The organism is Plantibacter sp. AC185 (assembly GCF_979258065.1).
On record NZ_OZ409831.1, the window covers coordinates 1831823 to 1848240 of the forward strand.

Below are 16418 nucleotides of genomic sequence, written 5' to 3' on the forward strand. Positions count from 1 at the left end.
GAGGCCCGATCACCAGGGCAGGTCGAGACTCGGTACCAGGCCGCCCGCGGCTGTGCCGGAGCCCGGGCACACGAGCACGCCATCGGCGTCGGGGAGCCCGCGGAGCATGGCTGCCCCGTGCCAGGGCGTCGGCTCCGCATGCGGCGTCGGCGAGTCCGCATCGTGCACCGAGCGGTAGGGGCGCAGCACCGTCCCTGAGCGAGCCCCGTCGACGGGCGAGGCGAGCACCGCCGGTCGCAGGGCCGGGAGCTCGAGTCCCTGGAAGCCCGCAAGCACCGGGTGCACGAGCGTGAGGACACTGAGCAGTGCGGCGAGCGGGTTGCCGGGCAGCCCGACGAACAGACGACCGTCCGGCAGCCGCGCGAGCAGCGCAGGGCCACCCGGGCGGACGTCGACGCCGTCCACGAGGAAGTCCGCGCCGGCGTCGCGGAGCAGCGCTCGGACATGGTCGGCGCGCGAGTCACCGGTACCACCCGTGGTCACGACGAGGTCCCGCTGCTGGCGGGCCGGGACGCCGACCGCACTCGTCAGCCCGAGGGCGGCGGCCGTGGTGGACGCATCATCGCCGACACGGACGCTGGACGTGACGACGCCACCGAGCGAGGCGATCACTCCCGGGAGGGATGGGCCGAAGCTGTCGCGCACGAACCCGGGCGCGGGCACGCCGCTCGTGACGACCTCGTCGCCCGTGAGGACCAGGCGGACCCGCGGCAGCGGCACGACGGGCACGCGGTCGAAGCCGGCGCCGGCGGCGACCGCGAGGTGCACGGGACCGAGACGCGTGCCGGCGTCGAGGACGGTCGACCCCGCGGGTGACTCGGTTCCGGCGGGCCGGATGTGCCGCCCCGGCCGCGGCTCCTCGCTCGGCGCGGACGGCGCGAGGTGGAGGCTGGCAGCACCCGAACTCTGCTCGACCACGCCGTGCTCGAGCTGGAGGACCGCCTCGGCGCCCGCCGGGATCAGTCCACCGGTCAGGACGTCGACCGCGACACCGTCGCCGAGTCCGACCGATCGTGCGCGCTCGGCGTCTCCACCGGTCAGCAAGGTCCACGGGCCGACCCCGGCCACCGCCCAGCCGTCCATCGCCGAGGAGGCGTAGTGCGGGATCGCGATGGGCGAGACGAGCGGCGCCGCGAGGACGTGTCCGAGGGCCTCGGTGAGCGCCAGGGTGTCGACGACGTCGGACCGCTGCGCGGCACCCGCCGCATGCGCGATGGTGCGGGCGTCCGACCAGGAGGACCTCGTCATGCGGTCGAGTCCGAGGCGACCAGCCGCTCGACGGCCGCGGTCGCAGCCTCGGCGGCGGCGACCGGATCCGCCCCGATCGCGAGCGCCTTCCCGACGGCGATGCCGACGAGGTAGGTGGTGAGCGGGGCGGCCGGACGCCGTACGGCGTGCGCGGCCGTGCCCGCGAGTCCGAGGACGGCGTCGATGTCGACCGCGACGTCGCCGAGCTCCAGCTCGGCGGACACCCGGTCGGTCCAGTCGGCGAGGACGGCATGCAGGTCATCGGTCATCGGAGACGCTCCTCAGGGTCGGCGGTCGGTGTGGTGGACGCGGTCGGCGTCGGCGACTCGACGGCGGTGACGACCCCGAGTCCGGCGGCGTCGGCCCAGGTGTCGACGTCGGCCGAGCCGCCGTCGGGAATGGGCACCTGTCGGAGGACGAGTCCGGCGAGCAGCTGGCGGACGGAGACACCCGCGAGGTCACCGCTCGGCTGCGACGCCCGGAGTGCGGCGACCCGGCGTTCCAGGGCCTCCCGGTCGTAGACGGCGAGCAGCGGCTGCTCACGACCGGAGTCGTCCACAGCGACCCAGCCGTCGGTCTCGGTCCCGGTCGCGGCTGTGGCGGCGTCGAGCACCGCGGCGAGCGCAGGTGCGGCATCCGGCATGTCGCAGGCGAGGACGGCGACCTGCGTGGGGCCCTCGGCCGCGACGCCATCACGCAGGGCGTCCAGGCCTGCGGCGATGGCCGCGGCAGGGCCGCCGAAGACGGGGCGCTCACGGACGAAGCGGACCGGAGCGGTCGTCCGGGCCTCGGGGCCGACCACGACGACACGGCCGCCGGCCGCCCGCGCAGCATCGACCGCGAGCTGGAGGAGCGTCCGGCCGTCGCGGAACAACGACGCCTTCGCGACGCCGCCGAGACGGGAGGACCGCCCTCCCGCGAGGATGATCGCGTCGACGGACATGGCACCAGCCTAAGCCGCGATCCAGCCCCCGAGGCGGCTGCGGATCCGGTGAGGCACCTTGCCCTCGTCCGATGGTGGTGATAGCCATGAGCCATGACTCGCATCACGGCGCGCAGACGCGTCACCCGCATCACGGTGGGACAGCCCGCACGCACCCGCGAGGACGTCCTCGCCGTCGAGGAGCCGCTCGAGATCCGCGTCGGTGGTCGTTCGCTCGCCATCACGATGCGGACGCCCGGCCACGACGTCGACCTCGCGATCGGCTTCCTCGTCTCGGAGGGCGTCATCGGTCGGGGTGACGACGTCCGGACCGCGCGGTACTGCGCCGGCGCGACGGACGAGGGCGTCAACACGTACAACGTGCTCGACGTCGCCCTGTCCCCCGGCGTCCCCGCCCCCGATCCGAGCCTGGAACGGAACTTCTTCACCACCAGCTCGTGCGGCCTCTGCGGCAAGGCGAGCATCGACGCCGTCCGGACGAGCTCGCGGTACACGGTCGCAGACGACGACTTCCTCCTCGACCCGGCGCTCCTCGTGACCTTCCCCGACCGCCTCCGGGCACAGCAGGCGGTCTTCGAACGCACCGGCGGTCTGCACGCGGCCGGCCTGTTCGACGCCCGCACCGGCGAGATGCTCGTGCTCCGCGAGGACGTCGGCCGACACAACGCCGTCGACAAGGTCGTCGGATGGGCGGCGAAGGAGGGGTTGCTCCCGCTCCGCTCCATGGTCCTGATGGTGTCGGGGCGCGCGAGTTTCGAGCTCACGCAGAAGGCCTCGATGGCCGGCATCCCGATGCTCGCCGCCGTCTCCGCTCCGTCGTCGCTCGCCGCCGAACTGGCCACCGAACTCGGGATGACGCTCGTCGGCTTCCTCCGTGGCGACTCGATGGTCGTCTACAGCGGAGCGCACCGGCTCGCCGACCCGGCCGAAGGCTCGGCACCAGCAGCACTCCAGACCGGAGCGAACGCATGAGCGCCGAACCGCCCGTCGAGGACGTCACGGACGCCGACATCGAGGTCACCCACCCGAAGCACGTCGCCGTCGGCTTGCCCGGCATCCTGCACTCGATGGAGCCCGCCCTCCGGCAGCTCGGACCGAAGCGGACCGCGGAGCTGTTCACCTCGATCAACCAGCGCGGCGGCTTCGACTGCATGAGCTGCGCCTGGCCCGACCCGGACGACCGCAAGAAGCTCGAGTTCTGCGAGAACGGCGCGAAGGCCGTCATCTGGGAGGCGACGCCGGTCGTCATCCCGAGCGCCTTCTGGGCCGAACACCCGCTCAGCGATCTCGCCGACAAGTCGGAGTACTGGCTCGGCATGCAGGGTCGGCTGTCGGAGCCCGTCTACAAGCCGGCCGGTTCGGACCACTACCGGCCGGTGAGCTGGGACGAGGCGTTCGCGATCGTCGGTGAGCAGCTGCGTGGGCAGGCGTCCCCCGACGAAGCCGTGTTCTACACGAGCGGCCGCGCGTCGAACGAGGCGGCCTTCGTCTACCAGCTCTTCGTTCGCGCCTTCGGGACCAACAACCTCCCCGACTGTTCGAACATGTGCCACGAGTCCACCGGCACGGCGCTCGGCGAGGTGATCGGCGTCGGGAAGTCGACGATCCGGTACGAGGACTTCGAGCAGGCCGACCTCATCATCGTCATGGGCCAGAACCCGGGCACGAACCATCCGCGCATGCTCACGGCGCTCGAGGACGCGAAGCAAGCGGGCGCGACGATCGTCTCGGTGAACCCGCTCCCCGAGGCGGCGCTCGAGCGGTACAAGAACCCGCAGACGGTCCGCGGCATGGTCGGGCGCGGCACGGTCATCTCCGACCAGTTCCTGCAGATCCGGCTCGGCGGCGACATGGCGCTGCTGCAGGCGGTCTCGAAGCGGGTCCTGGAGGCCGAGGCGGCAGCTCCGGGGACGATCCTCGACCACGCGTTCCTCGCCGAGCACTGCCTCGGACTCGAGGAGCTGACGGCCCACCTGGCCGACCTCGACGAGGCCGCCGTGCTCGAGGCGACCGGCCTCACGAGCGAGCAGATCGACGAACTCGCCGAGCGCTACATCGCGTCGAAGGCGACGATCGTCACCTGGGCGATGGGTCTGACCCAGCACAAGGCGGCGGTCAACGGGATCAAGGAGATCATCAACCTGCTCCTCCTCCGCGGGAACATCGGCAAGCCTGGCGCCGGGGCATCGCCGATCCGCGGGCACAGCAACGTGCAGGGCGACCGGACGATGGGTATCTGGGAGCAGATGCCCGAGTCCTTCCTCGCCGCCATGGAGCGCGAGTTCGCGGTCCCGATGCCGCGGGAGCACGGGGTCGACGCGGTGAACGCGATCCGAGCGATGCAGCGGGGCGAGGTCCGCACCTGGATCTCGCTCGGCGGCAACTTCGTCGCGGCGATCTCCGACACCGCCGCCGCCGAGGCCGCGATCCGCGGAACGCAGCTGTCCGTGCAGATCTCCACGAAGCTCAACCGCTCGCACGCGGTCACGGGCGAGGCGGCGATCATCCTGCCGACCCTCGGGCGCACCGAGATCGACCTGCAGGCGAGCGGACCGCAGATGGTCAGCGTGGAGGACTCGGTGTGCGCGGTCCACGCCTCGCACGGCCGTATCCCGCCGGCAGCGCCCGGTCTGCTCTCCGAGGTCGCCATCATCACGCGCCTCGCGCGTGCGACGCTCGGTGAGGACTCGGGCATCGCCTGGCAGGCGTTCGAGGACGACTACGACACGATCCGCGAACACATCGGACGGGTCGTGCCGGGCTGCGAGGGGTACAACGAGCAGATCCGCCGCGAGGACGGCTTCGTCCTGCCGAACGGACCGCGGGATTCCCGCACGTTCACGAACCCCGAGGGTCGCGCCCTGCTGACGGTCAACGAGCTCGAACCGATCCACTGCCCGCCCGGTCGGCTGCTCCTGCAGACCCTGCGCTCGCACGACCAGTTCAACACGACGATCTACAGCCTGAACGACCGGTACCGCGGCATCAAGAAGGGCCGGAACGTCGTCTTCGTCAACCCGGACGACCTCCGTGACCTCGGCTTGGAGGACGGGCAGACGGTGGACGTCTTCAGCGAGTGGGCCGGGCAGCCGGATCGGGAGCTCCGCGGTTTCCGCGTCGTCTCCTACCCGACCGCTCGTGGATGCGCCGCGGCGTACTTCCCCGAGGCGAACGTCCTCGTCCCGCTCGACTCGACGGCCGACCGCAGCAACACCCCGGTCTCGAAGGCGATCGTCGTGCGGTTGCAGCCGGCCGCCTGACAGCCGGAGCGACGTCGGCCCGGGCGATGGTCTGAGCGGTTCATTCGTACGCTCGGAGGAGCTGCCAGCGTCCGCGCGCGGCGTCGAGTCGGATGTCGAAGACGAAGGACCGGCCGTCTGCAGCGGTCGCCTGGAACCGCCAGGCGGGGGTCGCCGCGGGCGGATGGGTGACGAACGAGACGTTCGGCTCGAGCGGGGTCGGGGTGTCGGTGACGAGGTACCGGGCTCCGTCCCAGAACAGTCGCTCCGGCACGCCTGCCGGCGTCGTCCAGACCGCGATCTCGGTGCTCGTTATCAACATGCGTGGCCTCCCGTCGTTCGAACATACGTTCGATAGAGAGTGAGCCTAACCCGACATCCGACGACACGCCAGCCCGGATCGGCCGGGGATTCAGTCTCCCGGCGTGTCGGCGAGGAACCGTTTGATGTCCTCGCCCATCACCGCCGCCTCGGTGTGGTGCAGGTAGTGGCCGCCGTCGAGTCGGACGAGTTCACCCCGGTCGACTCCGGCGAGCTGCTCCTCGTGGAGGGGCACCCAGTCGGAGAGTTCCGGGTCGTCGCCGACGACGAACATGAGGATCGGCAGGTCGGCCGGGAACGCTTGGGATCGGGCCGCCTTGAAGTTGCCGGGCGTGTGGGCGATCTCGTCGAGCAGCGTCGGCGACATCGCATTGCGGTTCGTCAGGATCGCGAGTTGGCGCTTCGTGTCGGCGTCGTACGGGAGGCCCTCGTACGGGTCGGGCGCGATGGCGGTGAGGAGGCGGAGGATGCCGAGCGCGTGCAGCGTGTCGACGCCGTCGGTCGGCGTCGGCTCGTCGCTTCCGGGCTGGGTCGGGACGCTCGTGTCGATCCCGATGAACGCCGTCACCTCGGCGCGGAACCGCTCCAGATACTCGAGGGCGTAGATGCCGGCGATCGAGTGTCCGGCGAGGACGTAGCGGTCGATGCCGAGGTGCTGCAGGGCGGCGTGCACCTCTCCGGCGATGTTGGCCGAGGTCCGGGGCACGTCCGTCTGATCACTGAGGCCGTAGCCGAACGGCTCGACGACCACCACCCGGTACTGGTCGCGGAGCTCGTCGACGAGCGGCTCGAAGTCGAGGCCGGGTGCCGCGGTGCCCTGCCCGGGCAGCAGGACGATCGTCTCGGCGCCGGAACCACTGATGACGACGTTCATGTCCTTGCCGTCGACGTCGACCAACTGCCCGTAGGGCTGCAGTTCGCTCGCTTCCGACGAACTCGCGACGGCGTTCACGATGCTCGTCGTCGCGAGGCCCGCCGCGACGAGGCCGGCGATCGTGGCGATCGAGATCAGTGGAACCTTCAGGAGCTTGCGCATCGTCACCCATCGTGAGGAGTCGGCGGCGGGCGGTCGCACCGCGCCGATTCCATACTCACGGAGCGAGCGCATCGCCACATCCGCCGCTGGGCGAAGACGTGCCCGACATAGCTACGCAGTTGTACGCAAGCGGAGCCCGGCTTCGAGTGCGACCGACGACGGAGCCGGCTGGAAGCGGTCAGCTTCCAGCCGGCTCCGTCGTCGGTTCGCCTACTCGGCGGGCGGCGGGCTCTGCGGCTGCGCCTGCTGCTGCGGCTCCGTCGGCTGCTTCGGTTCCTGCGGAGGGCGGGACTCCTGCGGACGCTGCTGGTCCTGCTGCGGAGACGCAGGCGGAACCGGCGACGAGGGAACCTGCGGCTGCGGAGGCCCCCACTGCTGCGGCGCGGGCTGTGCCGGAGCAGGCTGCCCGGGCGCGGAGCCCTGCCAGGACGGCGTGGGCCACTGCTGGCCCGGCTGCTGCGGGGTGAACTGCTGCGGGGCCGGCTGCCCCTGGTACGGCTGCCCCTGGTAGCCCTGCCCATATTGGCCGGGATTCGGCTGGCCGCCATACGGCTGCTGCTGCCCCTGGTACGGCTGCTGCTGCCCCTGGTACGGCTGCTGCTGCCCCTGGTGCGGCTGCTGCGGGTACGGCTGCCCCTGGTACGGCTGCTGGCCCGGGTAGCCCTGCTGCCCCGGGTAGCTCTGAACCGGGTAGCCGGGTGCGGCCTGCTGGTACACCTCCGGACGGTACGGCTGCTGCCCGTAGGACACCCGCTCGCCCTCCGGCTTCGGCGAGAACGCCCGGACGATGACGGGGATCACGGCGGAGATCGCCGCAGCGAGTGTCGTGGCCGCGGCGATGCGCCACCACCAGTCAGCCCAGGTGCCCTCTGGGAACGCCATGGGCAGCACGAGCACGAGGACCGTGGCGATGATGAGCGCGATCGTCACGATGCCGGTGGCCCTGACCACGGTGGACGTGGCGCGGGTGACGAAGTGGAGGAAGTACACCTGGATGATGATGAGCGCCAGACGCACGATGATGAGGATGCCGAGGAACAGCATGATCTGCGTGGACCAGACGAACCCGTCGGAGGTGTTCGGCGGCTGGAGCCACCCGTTCCACAGCTTCAGGAGGCCGACGGTGACGAGGAAGATGTTCACCAACGTCGACACCGCGAGGTACCACTTGTTGGGTCCGTGGCCGGCTGCGGCGTCGAGCGACACGGCCCCGACGAAGGCCGCGAGCAGCAGCAGCGTGAGCCAGACCCGCCCGGCGATGTCGGCCTGATCGCCGACGATGATGAAGTATCCGCCGATGATCGCCGCCGCGACGAGCGTTCCGATCGTCAAGGTCAGCGCGAGCACGGCCGACCGTGAGCGGCGCGGTGTGGTCTCGACCATTCGAAATCCCCAATCTGTCGTGAGTGCCAACAGTACCGGGGTGGCATCCGCATGGAAGGGAGGCCTCCCTACCTCCGGGGAGGACCCCGCTTCTCCACAGCGGAGAAGCCGGGTCGCGGTCGGGCAGTCGGTCAGGGGCGGTGGTAGTCGGCTTCGGCGACGTGCTCGAGCCAGGTCGTGCTCATTGCCGGGTCGTCCGCCTGTTCGAACATCGCGAGGTGCTCCATGTAGTCGTCGGGCGTGGCTCCGTGCCAGTGCTCCTCGCCGGGTGGGGTGTAGACCGTCTGGCCCGGCTGGACGACGAGAACGGCACCGTCGCGCGTGCCCATGAGGGCGACTCCCTCGGTGACGTGGAGGGTCTGCCCGTTGGCATGGGAGTGCCATGCGGTGCGGGCGCCGGGGAGGAACCGCACCTTCGCGACCATCATGTGCTGGCCGTCCTGCTGCGGCGCGGCCAGCAGGTCGAGGTAGACGTCGCCGGTGAACTGCTCGGCGGGGTTCTTGATCGTCGCGGGTTTCGGTTGGATCTGCATACGGACGACGCTACGGCCGTGCACGTCGGCGAGGGAGTGTCCAGCAGTACACCCTTCGGCGATCACGACAGTACTGTGGACTCCGTCCCTGCCGAGCCTGCGGCGGCGTGATCCCCGAGCCAAGGAGAAGCACATGTCGGTCGGCCTGCTCGCCGTTGTCGATGACATCCTCAGCGCAGCCCTCAAGGCGAGTGCGAAGACCGCCGGCGTCGTCATCGACGATGCGGCCGTCACCCCGCAGTACGTGCAGGGGCTCACCCCCGCGCGGGAACTGCCGGTCGTGTGGCGGATCGCCCGCGGCAGCCTCATCAACAAGTTCGTCATCATCATCCCGATCGCCCTGCTGCTCACGGCGTTCGCCCCCTGGGTGCTGCCGTTCCTCCTCATCATCGGAGGCACCTACCTCTGCTTCGAGGGTGCAGAGAAGGTCATGGAGTGGTTCGGCATGCACCACGCGGAGGCGGAGGAGGACGTCCGCGACGAGAAGAAGCTCGTCTCCGGGGCGGTCCGCACCGACCTCATCCTCAGCACGGAGATCATGCTCATCTCCCTCGCCAGCCTCGACTCGGGGCTCGGCATCTGGATGACACTGGGCGCCCTCATGGTCATCGGCCTCGTCATGACCGCGGTCGTCTACGGCGCGGTCGCCCTGCTCGTGAAGATCGACGACATCGGACTCCGGCTCATGAAGAACCCGTCACGCGGCGTCCGCCGCACCGGCGCACGGATCGTCGCGTCGATGCCCGCGGTCTTCCGCGTCATCAGCATCGTCGGCACGGTCGCGATGCTCTGGGTCGGCGGCCACCTCGTGATCGCGAACCTCGCCGAGACGTTCTGGCACGGCCCGTACGACCTCGTGCACGTCGTCACCCACGCGATCGAGGCCGCCGGACCGGTCGTCGTCTGGATCGCCGACACAGCGATGTCCGCCGTGTTCGGACTCGTCCTCGGTCTGATCGTCGTCGCGATCGTGACCGGAATCTCGCGCCTGCGTTCACGCAACCAGCCCGCGAAGGCTGCTCACTAGCGACGACAGTCGCGCCGCCGAGCGTCAGCGGAGCGGGCGGGCGTAGCAGAGCGACATCGGGATGACCTCGTACGGCGAGTAGATCGGGATGGGCTCGTAGCCGAGCCACTCGTAGAGCCGCACGGCCTCGGGCTGGCGGTCGCCGGTCTGCAGGATGAGGCGGGACGCCCCCTCGGCACGGGCGGTGTCCTCGACGGCGGTGATCAGACGCTTCGAGACGCCCCGCCCGCGATGAGCCGGGAGGGTGACGACGCGCTTGAGCTCCCATTCGCCGTGCAGTCGGCGCAGGGCGGCGTGGCCGACCGGCTCGCCGTCGATGAGGGCCAGGAAGGTCGCACTGATGTCGGCAGGATCGACGGTGAACGCGGTCAGCGCTCGCTCGGCGGCCTCGGGGTCCCAGTCCTCCCAGGCCGACGCGTACCGGGCGTCCATCTCCTCGTCCATCGCGGCGCGGAGCCGCACGGCCCGCTCGTCGTCCCAGGCGACTCGCTCGATGACGACGGGGTTCAGCTCGGGCATGCGGTTCCTTCGGGACGGGCTGCTGCGGCGCGATCGGCACGTCGACGCCGTCTGCCAGTGTCCCACGACGAAGACCCGTCGGAGCGCTTCACCTCCAGCATGACGGGGACTCCTGCCCAGCCTGCGCTGCTACCGTGGCGAGCCCCAGGAACCCGTCAACCGCGGAGGCACCGTGCTCACCATCCCAGGCGTCGTCGTCGGCCCAGCGCTCCGACTCATCCGCGCGAACCGCGCCTTCGTGAGTGAGGCCGGCGCGCGTCGCCGGATCCGAGAGCGCACCCTCCGGCCGGCGTCCTACGGTCCACCCAGCACCCTCCGCAGCGACGTCCGGGTCGACGTCGAACGTTTCGGAGAGTGGCCGGTGTACACCGTGTCCCCCACGCGACGACCGGCGATCGGCGGGGTCGTGTACGCGCACGGCGGCGGCTGGGTCGGCGAGATCGCACCGCAGCACTGGACGCTGGCGGCCACCATCGCCGCGGAGACCGGCGCCGTGGTCACACTCCCGATCTACCCGCTCGTGCCCTACGGCACCGCGGCGGTGGCGCAGAACGGCGTCGTCGAGCTGGTCCGGCGCAGCATCGAGCGGCACGGGCCGACCGTCCTCGCGGGCGACTCGGCCGGCGGTCAGATCGCCCTGTCGGCTGCGCTCCGACTCCGGGACGAGGGCGTCGTCCTGCCGATGACCACCCTGCTGTCACCGGCGCTCGACCTCACCTGGAGCAACCCGCGGATCCCCCTCGTGCAGCCGAGCGACCCTTGGCTGGCGACGCCCGGCGGACGCGTGTTCGCGGAGCACTGGCGCGGCGATCTGGACATCACCGATCCGACCGTGAGCCCCCTCTTCGGCGACTTCGCCGGGCTCGGACCACTCACGCTCTTGAGCGGGACCCGCGACGTCCTCAACCCCGACGCAGAGTTGCTCGTCGAACGAGCCGAAGCGGCCGGCGTCAGCGTCGACTACCACGAGGGCACCGGACAGTTCCACGTCTGGGCACTACTGCCGACCCGCGCCGGAGAGGCCGCCACGCAGACGATCGTCCGCAGCGTCACGCGCGGGCTGCGCTGAGTCGCGCGAAACGGCTCGAGATCGCGGCGGAATCGGACATCTTCGGGCGACTCAGCGCCGGATCGAGACCGAGCTACGCGGTCCGGCGCTTGCGGACCTCACGCAGGACCATCTGCTCCGGGCACACGGTCGACAGGAAGTCGCCCACCGACAGCGCGAGGCGCTCACCGACGAGCGAGTAGAGGATGCGGTTCGCATCGCGGCGCTCGGAGACGAGGCCGGCCTGGCGCAGGACGCTCAGGTGCCGCGAGATGGTCGGACCGGTGGCGTCGAAGCGTGCGGCGATCTCCCCCGCGGCGAGCTCGCCGTCTTTGAGGTCCTGCAGGATCTGCCGCCGCGTCGGATGAGCGAGCGCGGCGAAGATGTCCGACGCTGTATCTGCCATGTTTGCAATCTAGCACAATTGCGATATACAGTTTCGCTATATTGCTAACAAGCGAAGGAGACAGCATGCGAGTGGCCATCACCGGTGGGACCGGGTTCGTCGGACGACACCTGGCCGAGCGACTGCAGCACGACGGGCACGAGATCGTCGTCGTCTCCCGACGCACCGGCGTGGAGATCGACGACGTCGAGGCGTTGACCGCCGCGTTCGCCGACTGCGACGCGATCGCACACTGCGCCGGGATCAACCGCGAGCTCGGCGAGCAGACCTTCCAGCGCGTGCACGTCGATGGCACCCGGTCGGTCGTGGACGCGGCCCGTCGCGCCGGCGTCGGTCGCATCGTGCTGGTGAGCTTCCTCCGCGCGCGACCCGACTGCGGCTCCGGGTACCACGAGACGAAGTGGGCGGCCGAGGAGATCGTGCGGGGCTCGGGCATCGCGCACACCGTCCTCAAGTTCGGCATGATCTACGGCGCCGGCGACCACATGGTCGATCACGTCACGAAGGCCGTCCGCACCTTCCCGGTGTTCGCGACCGTCGGCTACCGCGAGCGCCGCGTGCGTCCGGTGCCGGTCGCGGACGCCGTCGACGTCCTCGTCGCAGCACTCGAGGGCCGGGTGTCGGAACCGACCGTCGCGGTCATGGGCGCCGAGGAGCTCGAGCTGGGTGCGGCCGTGCGCCGGATCGCGCACGTGGCCGGACGCCGCCCGCTCTACGTCCCGGTCCCCGTGTGGACGATCCGCCTGCTCGCGCGCGCGACGGAACGCCTCATGAAGACGCCGTTGGTGGCGAAGGCGCAGGCGCAGATGCTGGCCGAGGGCGTGAGTGAGGCGGCCCCAGCGGCACCGGAACTCCCCGCGGACCTCCGTCCCTCACGCCGCTTCGACGAGTCCCGGATCCGTGCCGCGCTCCCCGTCGGCCGCTTCACGCTCCACGACCTCCGCCTGCCGCGCTCGTCCCGCTGAGTCGCCCGAAACTGCTCGAAATTCGGGCTGAAACGCACAGATTCGGGCAACTCAGGGCGTCGAGGGCGGGACCGGCCCCGTCGACTCCCGCGCGATGAGCGTCGTCGCGAGCTCGAGGTGATGGGAGAACGGCCGCTCGCCGGCATGCAGGCGGAGGACGGTGTCGACCGCCGCCCGGCCGATGTCGTGCATCGAGGTGTGGACGGTCGTCAGGAGCGGAACGGTCAGCATCGCCGAGTACGTGTCGTCGTAGCCGACCACGCTCACGTCCTCCGGCACGCGGAGACCGGCCTGGACGACCGTGCGGATGACGGCGAAGGCGTCGGCGTCGTTGGTCGCGAACACGGCGGTCGGCGGGTCGTCGAGTGCGAGCATGCGCTCGACCGCCCGCGCCGAGGTGCCCATCCCCTCCTCCGAGACGAGCCCTGGGTCGAGCCTGACACCGGCCGACAAGAGCGCCTCTCGATAGCCGACCGCCCGCGCATGGAGGCCGGGATTCGCCGGATGTCCGCCCACGAAGGCGATCCGCCGATGCCCGAGGCCGACGAGGTGCTCGACCGCCTGCTGCCCGCCGGCGGCGTGGCTCGAACCGATACTCGCGACCGAGCGGTCGAGCGGATCAGGCGAGTCGACCGCGACGAGCGCGATGCCCGCGTCGAGGCACGCGTCGACGACGTCGGCGGCGATGGGCGTCGTGACGACGATCATGCCGATCGCCCCTCGCGCCGCGACGCCGTCGACGAAGCCGCGGTCGAGCGCCACCTCGTCTCCGGTCGCATCCGTGGACCCGAAGCCGGAACCGGGCGACAGCACCCGCGTCACGAGATCGATGTCCGACCGCTGTGCCGCGGCGACCATGCCGTCGAGGACACGGAGGGAGTAGACGCTGTGCAGGGTGTCGAACACGACGTGGATGCTTCGTGGAGCACCGGGGATCGACCGGGGTGTCGGGCGGTACCCGAGCTCGCGCACGGCCGTCTCGACCCGGGCACGGGTCGCCTCGGACATGCCCGATCGACCGTTGATCACCTTCGAGACGGTCGCGATCGAGACACCGGCGCGCTCTGCGATCGACGCCAGCGTCGGACCCGTCATCGGTGTTCGTGCCATGGAGTCCCCTCCCTCGTCCCACAGCGGGCGGCCGCCGGTCGCGCCCAGCCTAGCGAAACAGTTTCGAATCGACGCGTTGACGACGTCACGCAGTCTCGCTTACCGTCGGGATCACGGCGCACGACGCCGAAAAACTTTCGTCATCCCGATCTGCACTGGAGCACGTCATGACCACCATCCCGTTCACCGGCGACTGGATCGTCCGCGCACCCCGAGGCCCCTTCGCCGCTGTCCAGGGCGGCGCTGACGACTCGCGAGCCGTGACCCTCCCGCACGACGCCCTGCGCGACGCCGAGCGGTCGCCGGACGCACTCGCCAAGGGCGGGGCCGCCTACTTCCCCGCCGGCGCCTTCAGCCAGGTGAAGACCTTCGAGGTCCCTGCCGAGTGGTCCGGTCGCATCGTCCGGCTCGAGATCCAGGGCGCGTTCAGACACGCGATGGTGTACCTCAACGACGAGTTCGCCGGCAATCGTGCCGACGGCTTCGCGCGCTTCTTCGTCGAGCTCACCCCGTTCCTCCGCTTCGGCGAGACGAACACGCTGCGCATCGAGACCCGCGCAGGGCAGGACTCCCGCTGGTACGCCGGAGCCGGCCTGCACCGCCCGGTCCTCCTGCACGTCGACGAACCCACGCACATCGAGCCCGACGGTGTCCGCATCACGACGATCCGGGTCGAGGACGACCAGGCGGTGCTCGAAGTGGCGACGACCGTCGTCAACCGGGGTCTCACCAGGAGTGCACGCATCCTCGCGACGGAACTCGCCGGCCCTGACGGGAGCGTGGTCGAGGGCGAGCGCACGCCGGTCACCGTCGCGCCAGGCGATAGCGCGCTCATCCGCCAGCGCCTGTACGTGCCGGACCCGGCCCTGTGGAGCGTCGACTCACCGGCGCTGTACTCGGCGCGGACCTCGCTCGAGGTCGACGACCGACCCGCCGACGAGGCAGCCGTCGTCCACACGGTCCACGGCATCCGCACGGTCACCGTCGACCCGCGCAAGGGTCTCCGCATCAACGGTGAGCCGGTACTCCTGCGCGGGGCCTGCATCCACAGCGACAACGGTCCGCTCGGTGCAGCGTCGATCGCGCGCGCCGAGGAACGGCGTATCCAGCTCCTCAAGGACGCCGGCTTCAACGCGATCCGCGCGGCCCACAATCCGGCGTCGCCCGCCATGCTCGACGCCTGCGACCGCATCGGCATGCTCGTCATGGACGAGGCCTTCGACATGTGGGGCCGGGGCAAGACGGACAACGACTACTCCCTCGACTTCGCGCAGTGGTGGCGGGCCGATCTGGAGTCGATGGTGGCGAAGGACATGAACCATCCGAGCGTGATCATGTACTCGATCGGCAACGAGATCGTCGAGGTCGGCACCCCGCACGGCGCGATCCAGGCGCGGGAACTCGCCGAGCACGTGCGGGCGTTGGATCCGACACGACTCGTGACGAACGGCGTGAACGCGACCCTGGCCGTGCTCGACGATCTGGACGGCATCATGGCGGCGGACCAAGGGTTGAACGAGCTGATGGGCGAAGCGGGCGCGAACATGATGAGCCTCATCGGTTCCTCCGAAGCTGTCACGACGCGCACCGAGGAGTCCAGTGCGGCCCTCGACGTCCTCGGCCTCAACTACGCGGACGGCCGCTACGCGAGCGATGCCGAGCGGTTCCCGCACCGCGTGATCGTCGGCTCGGAGACCTTCCCGACCCAGATCGGCGACCTCTGGCCGCTCGTCGAGGCGAACCCGAACGTGATCGGTGACTTCACCTGGACCGGCTGGGACTACCTCGGCGAGGTCGGCATCGGTGCGACCTCTTACGCTGAAGATCCCGAGGCGAACGGTGCACTCGAGCGCGAGTTCCCGTACCTCACCGCGTGGTGCGGCGACTTCGACATCACCGGCTGGCGGCGGCCGGTGTCGTACTACCGGGAGATCGTCTTCGGTCTGCGGTCCGAGCCGGCCATCGCGGTGCTCCGACCGGAACGGCACGGGCAGACGATCACGATGCAGTCCCCGTGGGCGTGGAGCGACTCGGTCGACTCGTGGACATGGCCCGGTTTCGAGGGCGCGCCGGTCACGGTCGAGGTCGCCGCCGACGCCGACGAGGTGGCCCTACTGCTCGACGGTGTGGAGGTGGCGCGTGGGCCGGTGGGTGGACGCCGGCCGAAGCTCGCCGAGTTCGAGACCGTCTACCGGCCGGGCACGCTCGAGGCGGTCGCGTTCCGCTCGGGCGCGGAGGTCGGCCGCACCGCGCTCGTCTCCGCCACCGGCCCGACCAGGCTCGTGGCGACCGCCGACAGGACGACGCTCCGCGCCGACGACACCGATCTCGCCTTCATCGCGATCGAGCTGCGTGACGCGGCCGGCGTCCTGGTCACCGGCGCCGACCGCGCGGTCTCGGTCAGCGTCGCGGGCGCGGGTCGGCTCGCGGGCTTCGGAACCGGCACCCCGAAGACGACCGAGCGCTTCGACGCGACCACGCGCACCACCTTCGACGGACGGGCGCTGGCGATCGTCCGGCCGAGCGGGCCCGGTGCCATCACGGTGACGGTGAGCGGCGCCGGCCTCGACGACGTCGTCGTGGATCTGGAGGCAGCGGCTCGCTGAGTCGCCCGATTCTGCACGGATATCGCCGTATTCC

General features: G+C 70.6%; 16 protein-coding genes. 6 read left to right on the plus strand and 10 right to left on the minus strand.

Going from position 1 to position 16418, the window contains the following annotated elements; all coding sequences use genetic code 11:
• Window positions 1-9: 9 nt before the first annotated feature.
• The 3 genes from ACZZZB_RS08750 to mobA are packed head-to-tail and all read right to left on the minus strand — an operon-like array spanning window position 10 to window position 2191.
• The gene (locus ACZZZB_RS08750) at window positions 10-1248 is read right to left on the minus strand and encodes a molybdopterin molybdotransferase MoeA (protein ID WP_463529465.1); all 1239 of its coding nucleotides are present in this window, start codon (window positions 1246-1248) and stop codon (window positions 10-12) included.
• A complete protein-coding gene (locus tag ACZZZB_RS08755; RefSeq protein WP_192004195.1) occupies window positions 1245-1517 on the minus strand; it encodes a DUF6457 domain-containing protein in 273 nt (90 codons plus the stop codon). The genes ACZZZB_RS08750 and ACZZZB_RS08755 overlap by 4 nt, the downstream gene beginning before the upstream one ends.
• Window positions 1514-2191 carry a molybdenum cofactor guanylyltransferase gene (gene mobA, locus ACZZZB_RS08760; protein ID WP_463529466.1) on the minus strand — a complete coding sequence of 226 codons (678 nt, stop codon included), beginning with the start codon at window positions 2189-2191 and terminating at the stop codon, window positions 1514-1516. Before mobA ends, ACZZZB_RS08755 begins: the two co-directional genes overlap by 4 nt.
• Before the next feature lie 93 nt (window positions 2192-2284).
• Between mobA and fdhD the strand changes: the two genes are divergently transcribed.
• Window positions 2285-3163, plus strand: a complete 879-nt coding sequence (fdhD, locus tag ACZZZB_RS08765) for a formate dehydrogenase accessory sulfurtransferase FdhD (RefSeq protein WP_463529467.1) — start codon at window positions 2285-2287, stop codon at window positions 3161-3163.
• Entirely contained in the window at window positions 3160-5451 is a 2292-nt protein-coding gene (locus ACZZZB_RS08770; RefSeq protein ID WP_463529468.1) for an FdhF/YdeP family oxidoreductase, read from the plus strand. Before fdhD ends, ACZZZB_RS08770 begins: the two co-directional genes overlap by 4 nt.
• A gap of 40 nt (window positions 5452-5491) precedes the next feature.
• On the opposite strand, the gene ACZZZB_RS08775 is transcribed toward ACZZZB_RS08770, so the two are convergent.
• The 4 genes from ACZZZB_RS08775 to ACZZZB_RS08790 form a co-directional block, all read right to left on the minus strand.
• Window positions 5492-5752 carry a hypothetical protein gene (locus ACZZZB_RS08775; protein WP_064295852.1) on the minus strand — a complete coding sequence of 87 codons (261 nt, stop codon included), beginning with the start codon at window positions 5750-5752 and terminating at the stop codon, window positions 5492-5494.
• 90 nt (window positions 5753-5842) lie between these two features.
• Window positions 5843-6787 carry an alpha/beta fold hydrolase gene (locus ACZZZB_RS08780; protein ID WP_463529469.1) on the minus strand — a complete coding sequence of 315 codons (945 nt, stop codon included), beginning with the start codon at window positions 6785-6787 and terminating at the stop codon, window positions 5843-5845.
• A gap of 210 nt (window positions 6788-6997) precedes the next feature.
• Complete coding sequence (locus ACZZZB_RS08785) at window positions 6998-8170, minus strand: hypothetical protein (protein ID WP_463529470.1); 1173 nt, start codon at window positions 8168-8170, stop codon at window positions 6998-7000.
• 131 nt (window positions 8171-8301) lie between these two features.
• Window positions 8302-8703, minus strand: a complete 402-nt coding sequence (locus ACZZZB_RS08790; RefSeq protein WP_463529471.1) for a (R)-mandelonitrile lyase — start codon at window positions 8701-8703, stop codon at window positions 8302-8304.
• A gap of 133 nt (window positions 8704-8836) precedes the next feature.
• On the opposite strand from ACZZZB_RS08790, the gene ACZZZB_RS08795 reads away from it, so the two are divergent.
• On the plus strand, window positions 8837-9730 hold the full coding sequence (locus ACZZZB_RS08795) for a DUF808 domain-containing protein (RefSeq protein WP_463529472.1): 894 nt from the start codon (window positions 8837-8839) through the stop codon (window positions 9728-9730).
• A 24-nt stretch (window positions 9731-9754) separates the two neighbouring features.
• Here the strand turns inward: ACZZZB_RS08795 and ACZZZB_RS08800 are convergent, their stop codons facing one another.
• Window positions 9755-10249: a GNAT family N-acetyltransferase gene (locus ACZZZB_RS08800; RefSeq protein WP_079704598.1), complete on the minus strand. Its 495-nt coding sequence runs from the start codon at window positions 10247-10249 to the stop codon at window positions 9755-9757.
• A 172-nt stretch (window positions 10250-10421) separates the two neighbouring features.
• On the opposite strand from ACZZZB_RS08800, the gene ACZZZB_RS08805 reads away from it, so the two are divergent.
• Window positions 10422-11318: an alpha/beta hydrolase fold domain-containing protein gene (locus ACZZZB_RS08805; protein ID WP_463529473.1), complete on the plus strand. Its 897-nt coding sequence runs from the start codon at window positions 10422-10424 to the stop codon at window positions 11316-11318.
• Between the two features lie 73 nt (window positions 11319-11391).
• Here ACZZZB_RS08805 and ACZZZB_RS08810 read toward each other — a convergent pair whose 3' ends face one another.
• Window positions 11392-11703, minus strand: coding sequence for a metalloregulator ArsR/SmtB family transcription factor (locus ACZZZB_RS08810; RefSeq protein ID WP_064295846.1), 312 nt, complete (start codon window positions 11701-11703; stop codon window positions 11392-11394).
• Between the two features lie 65 nt (window positions 11704-11768).
• Between ACZZZB_RS08810 and ACZZZB_RS08815 the strand changes: the two genes are divergently transcribed.
• Window positions 11769-12668, plus strand: coding sequence for an NAD-dependent epimerase/dehydratase family protein (locus ACZZZB_RS08815; protein ID WP_463529474.1), 900 nt, complete (start codon window positions 11769-11771; stop codon window positions 12666-12668).
• Between the two features lie 51 nt (window positions 12669-12719).
• Here the strand turns inward: ACZZZB_RS08815 and ACZZZB_RS08820 are convergent, their stop codons facing one another.
• Window positions 12720-13778 carry a LacI family DNA-binding transcriptional regulator gene (locus ACZZZB_RS08820; RefSeq protein ID WP_463529475.1) on the minus strand — a complete coding sequence of 353 codons (1059 nt, stop codon included), beginning with the start codon at window positions 13776-13778 and terminating at the stop codon, window positions 12720-12722.
• A gap of 167 nt (window positions 13779-13945) precedes the next feature.
• Here ACZZZB_RS08820 and ACZZZB_RS08825 point away from each other — a divergent pair, with 167 nt between their 5' ends.
• The gene (locus ACZZZB_RS08825) at window positions 13946-16384 is read left to right on the plus strand and encodes a glycoside hydrolase family 2 TIM barrel-domain containing protein (protein ID WP_463529476.1); all 2439 of its coding nucleotides are present in this window, start codon (window positions 13946-13948) and stop codon (window positions 16382-16384) included.
• The last annotated feature ends 34 nt before the right edge of the window (window positions 16385-16418 follow it).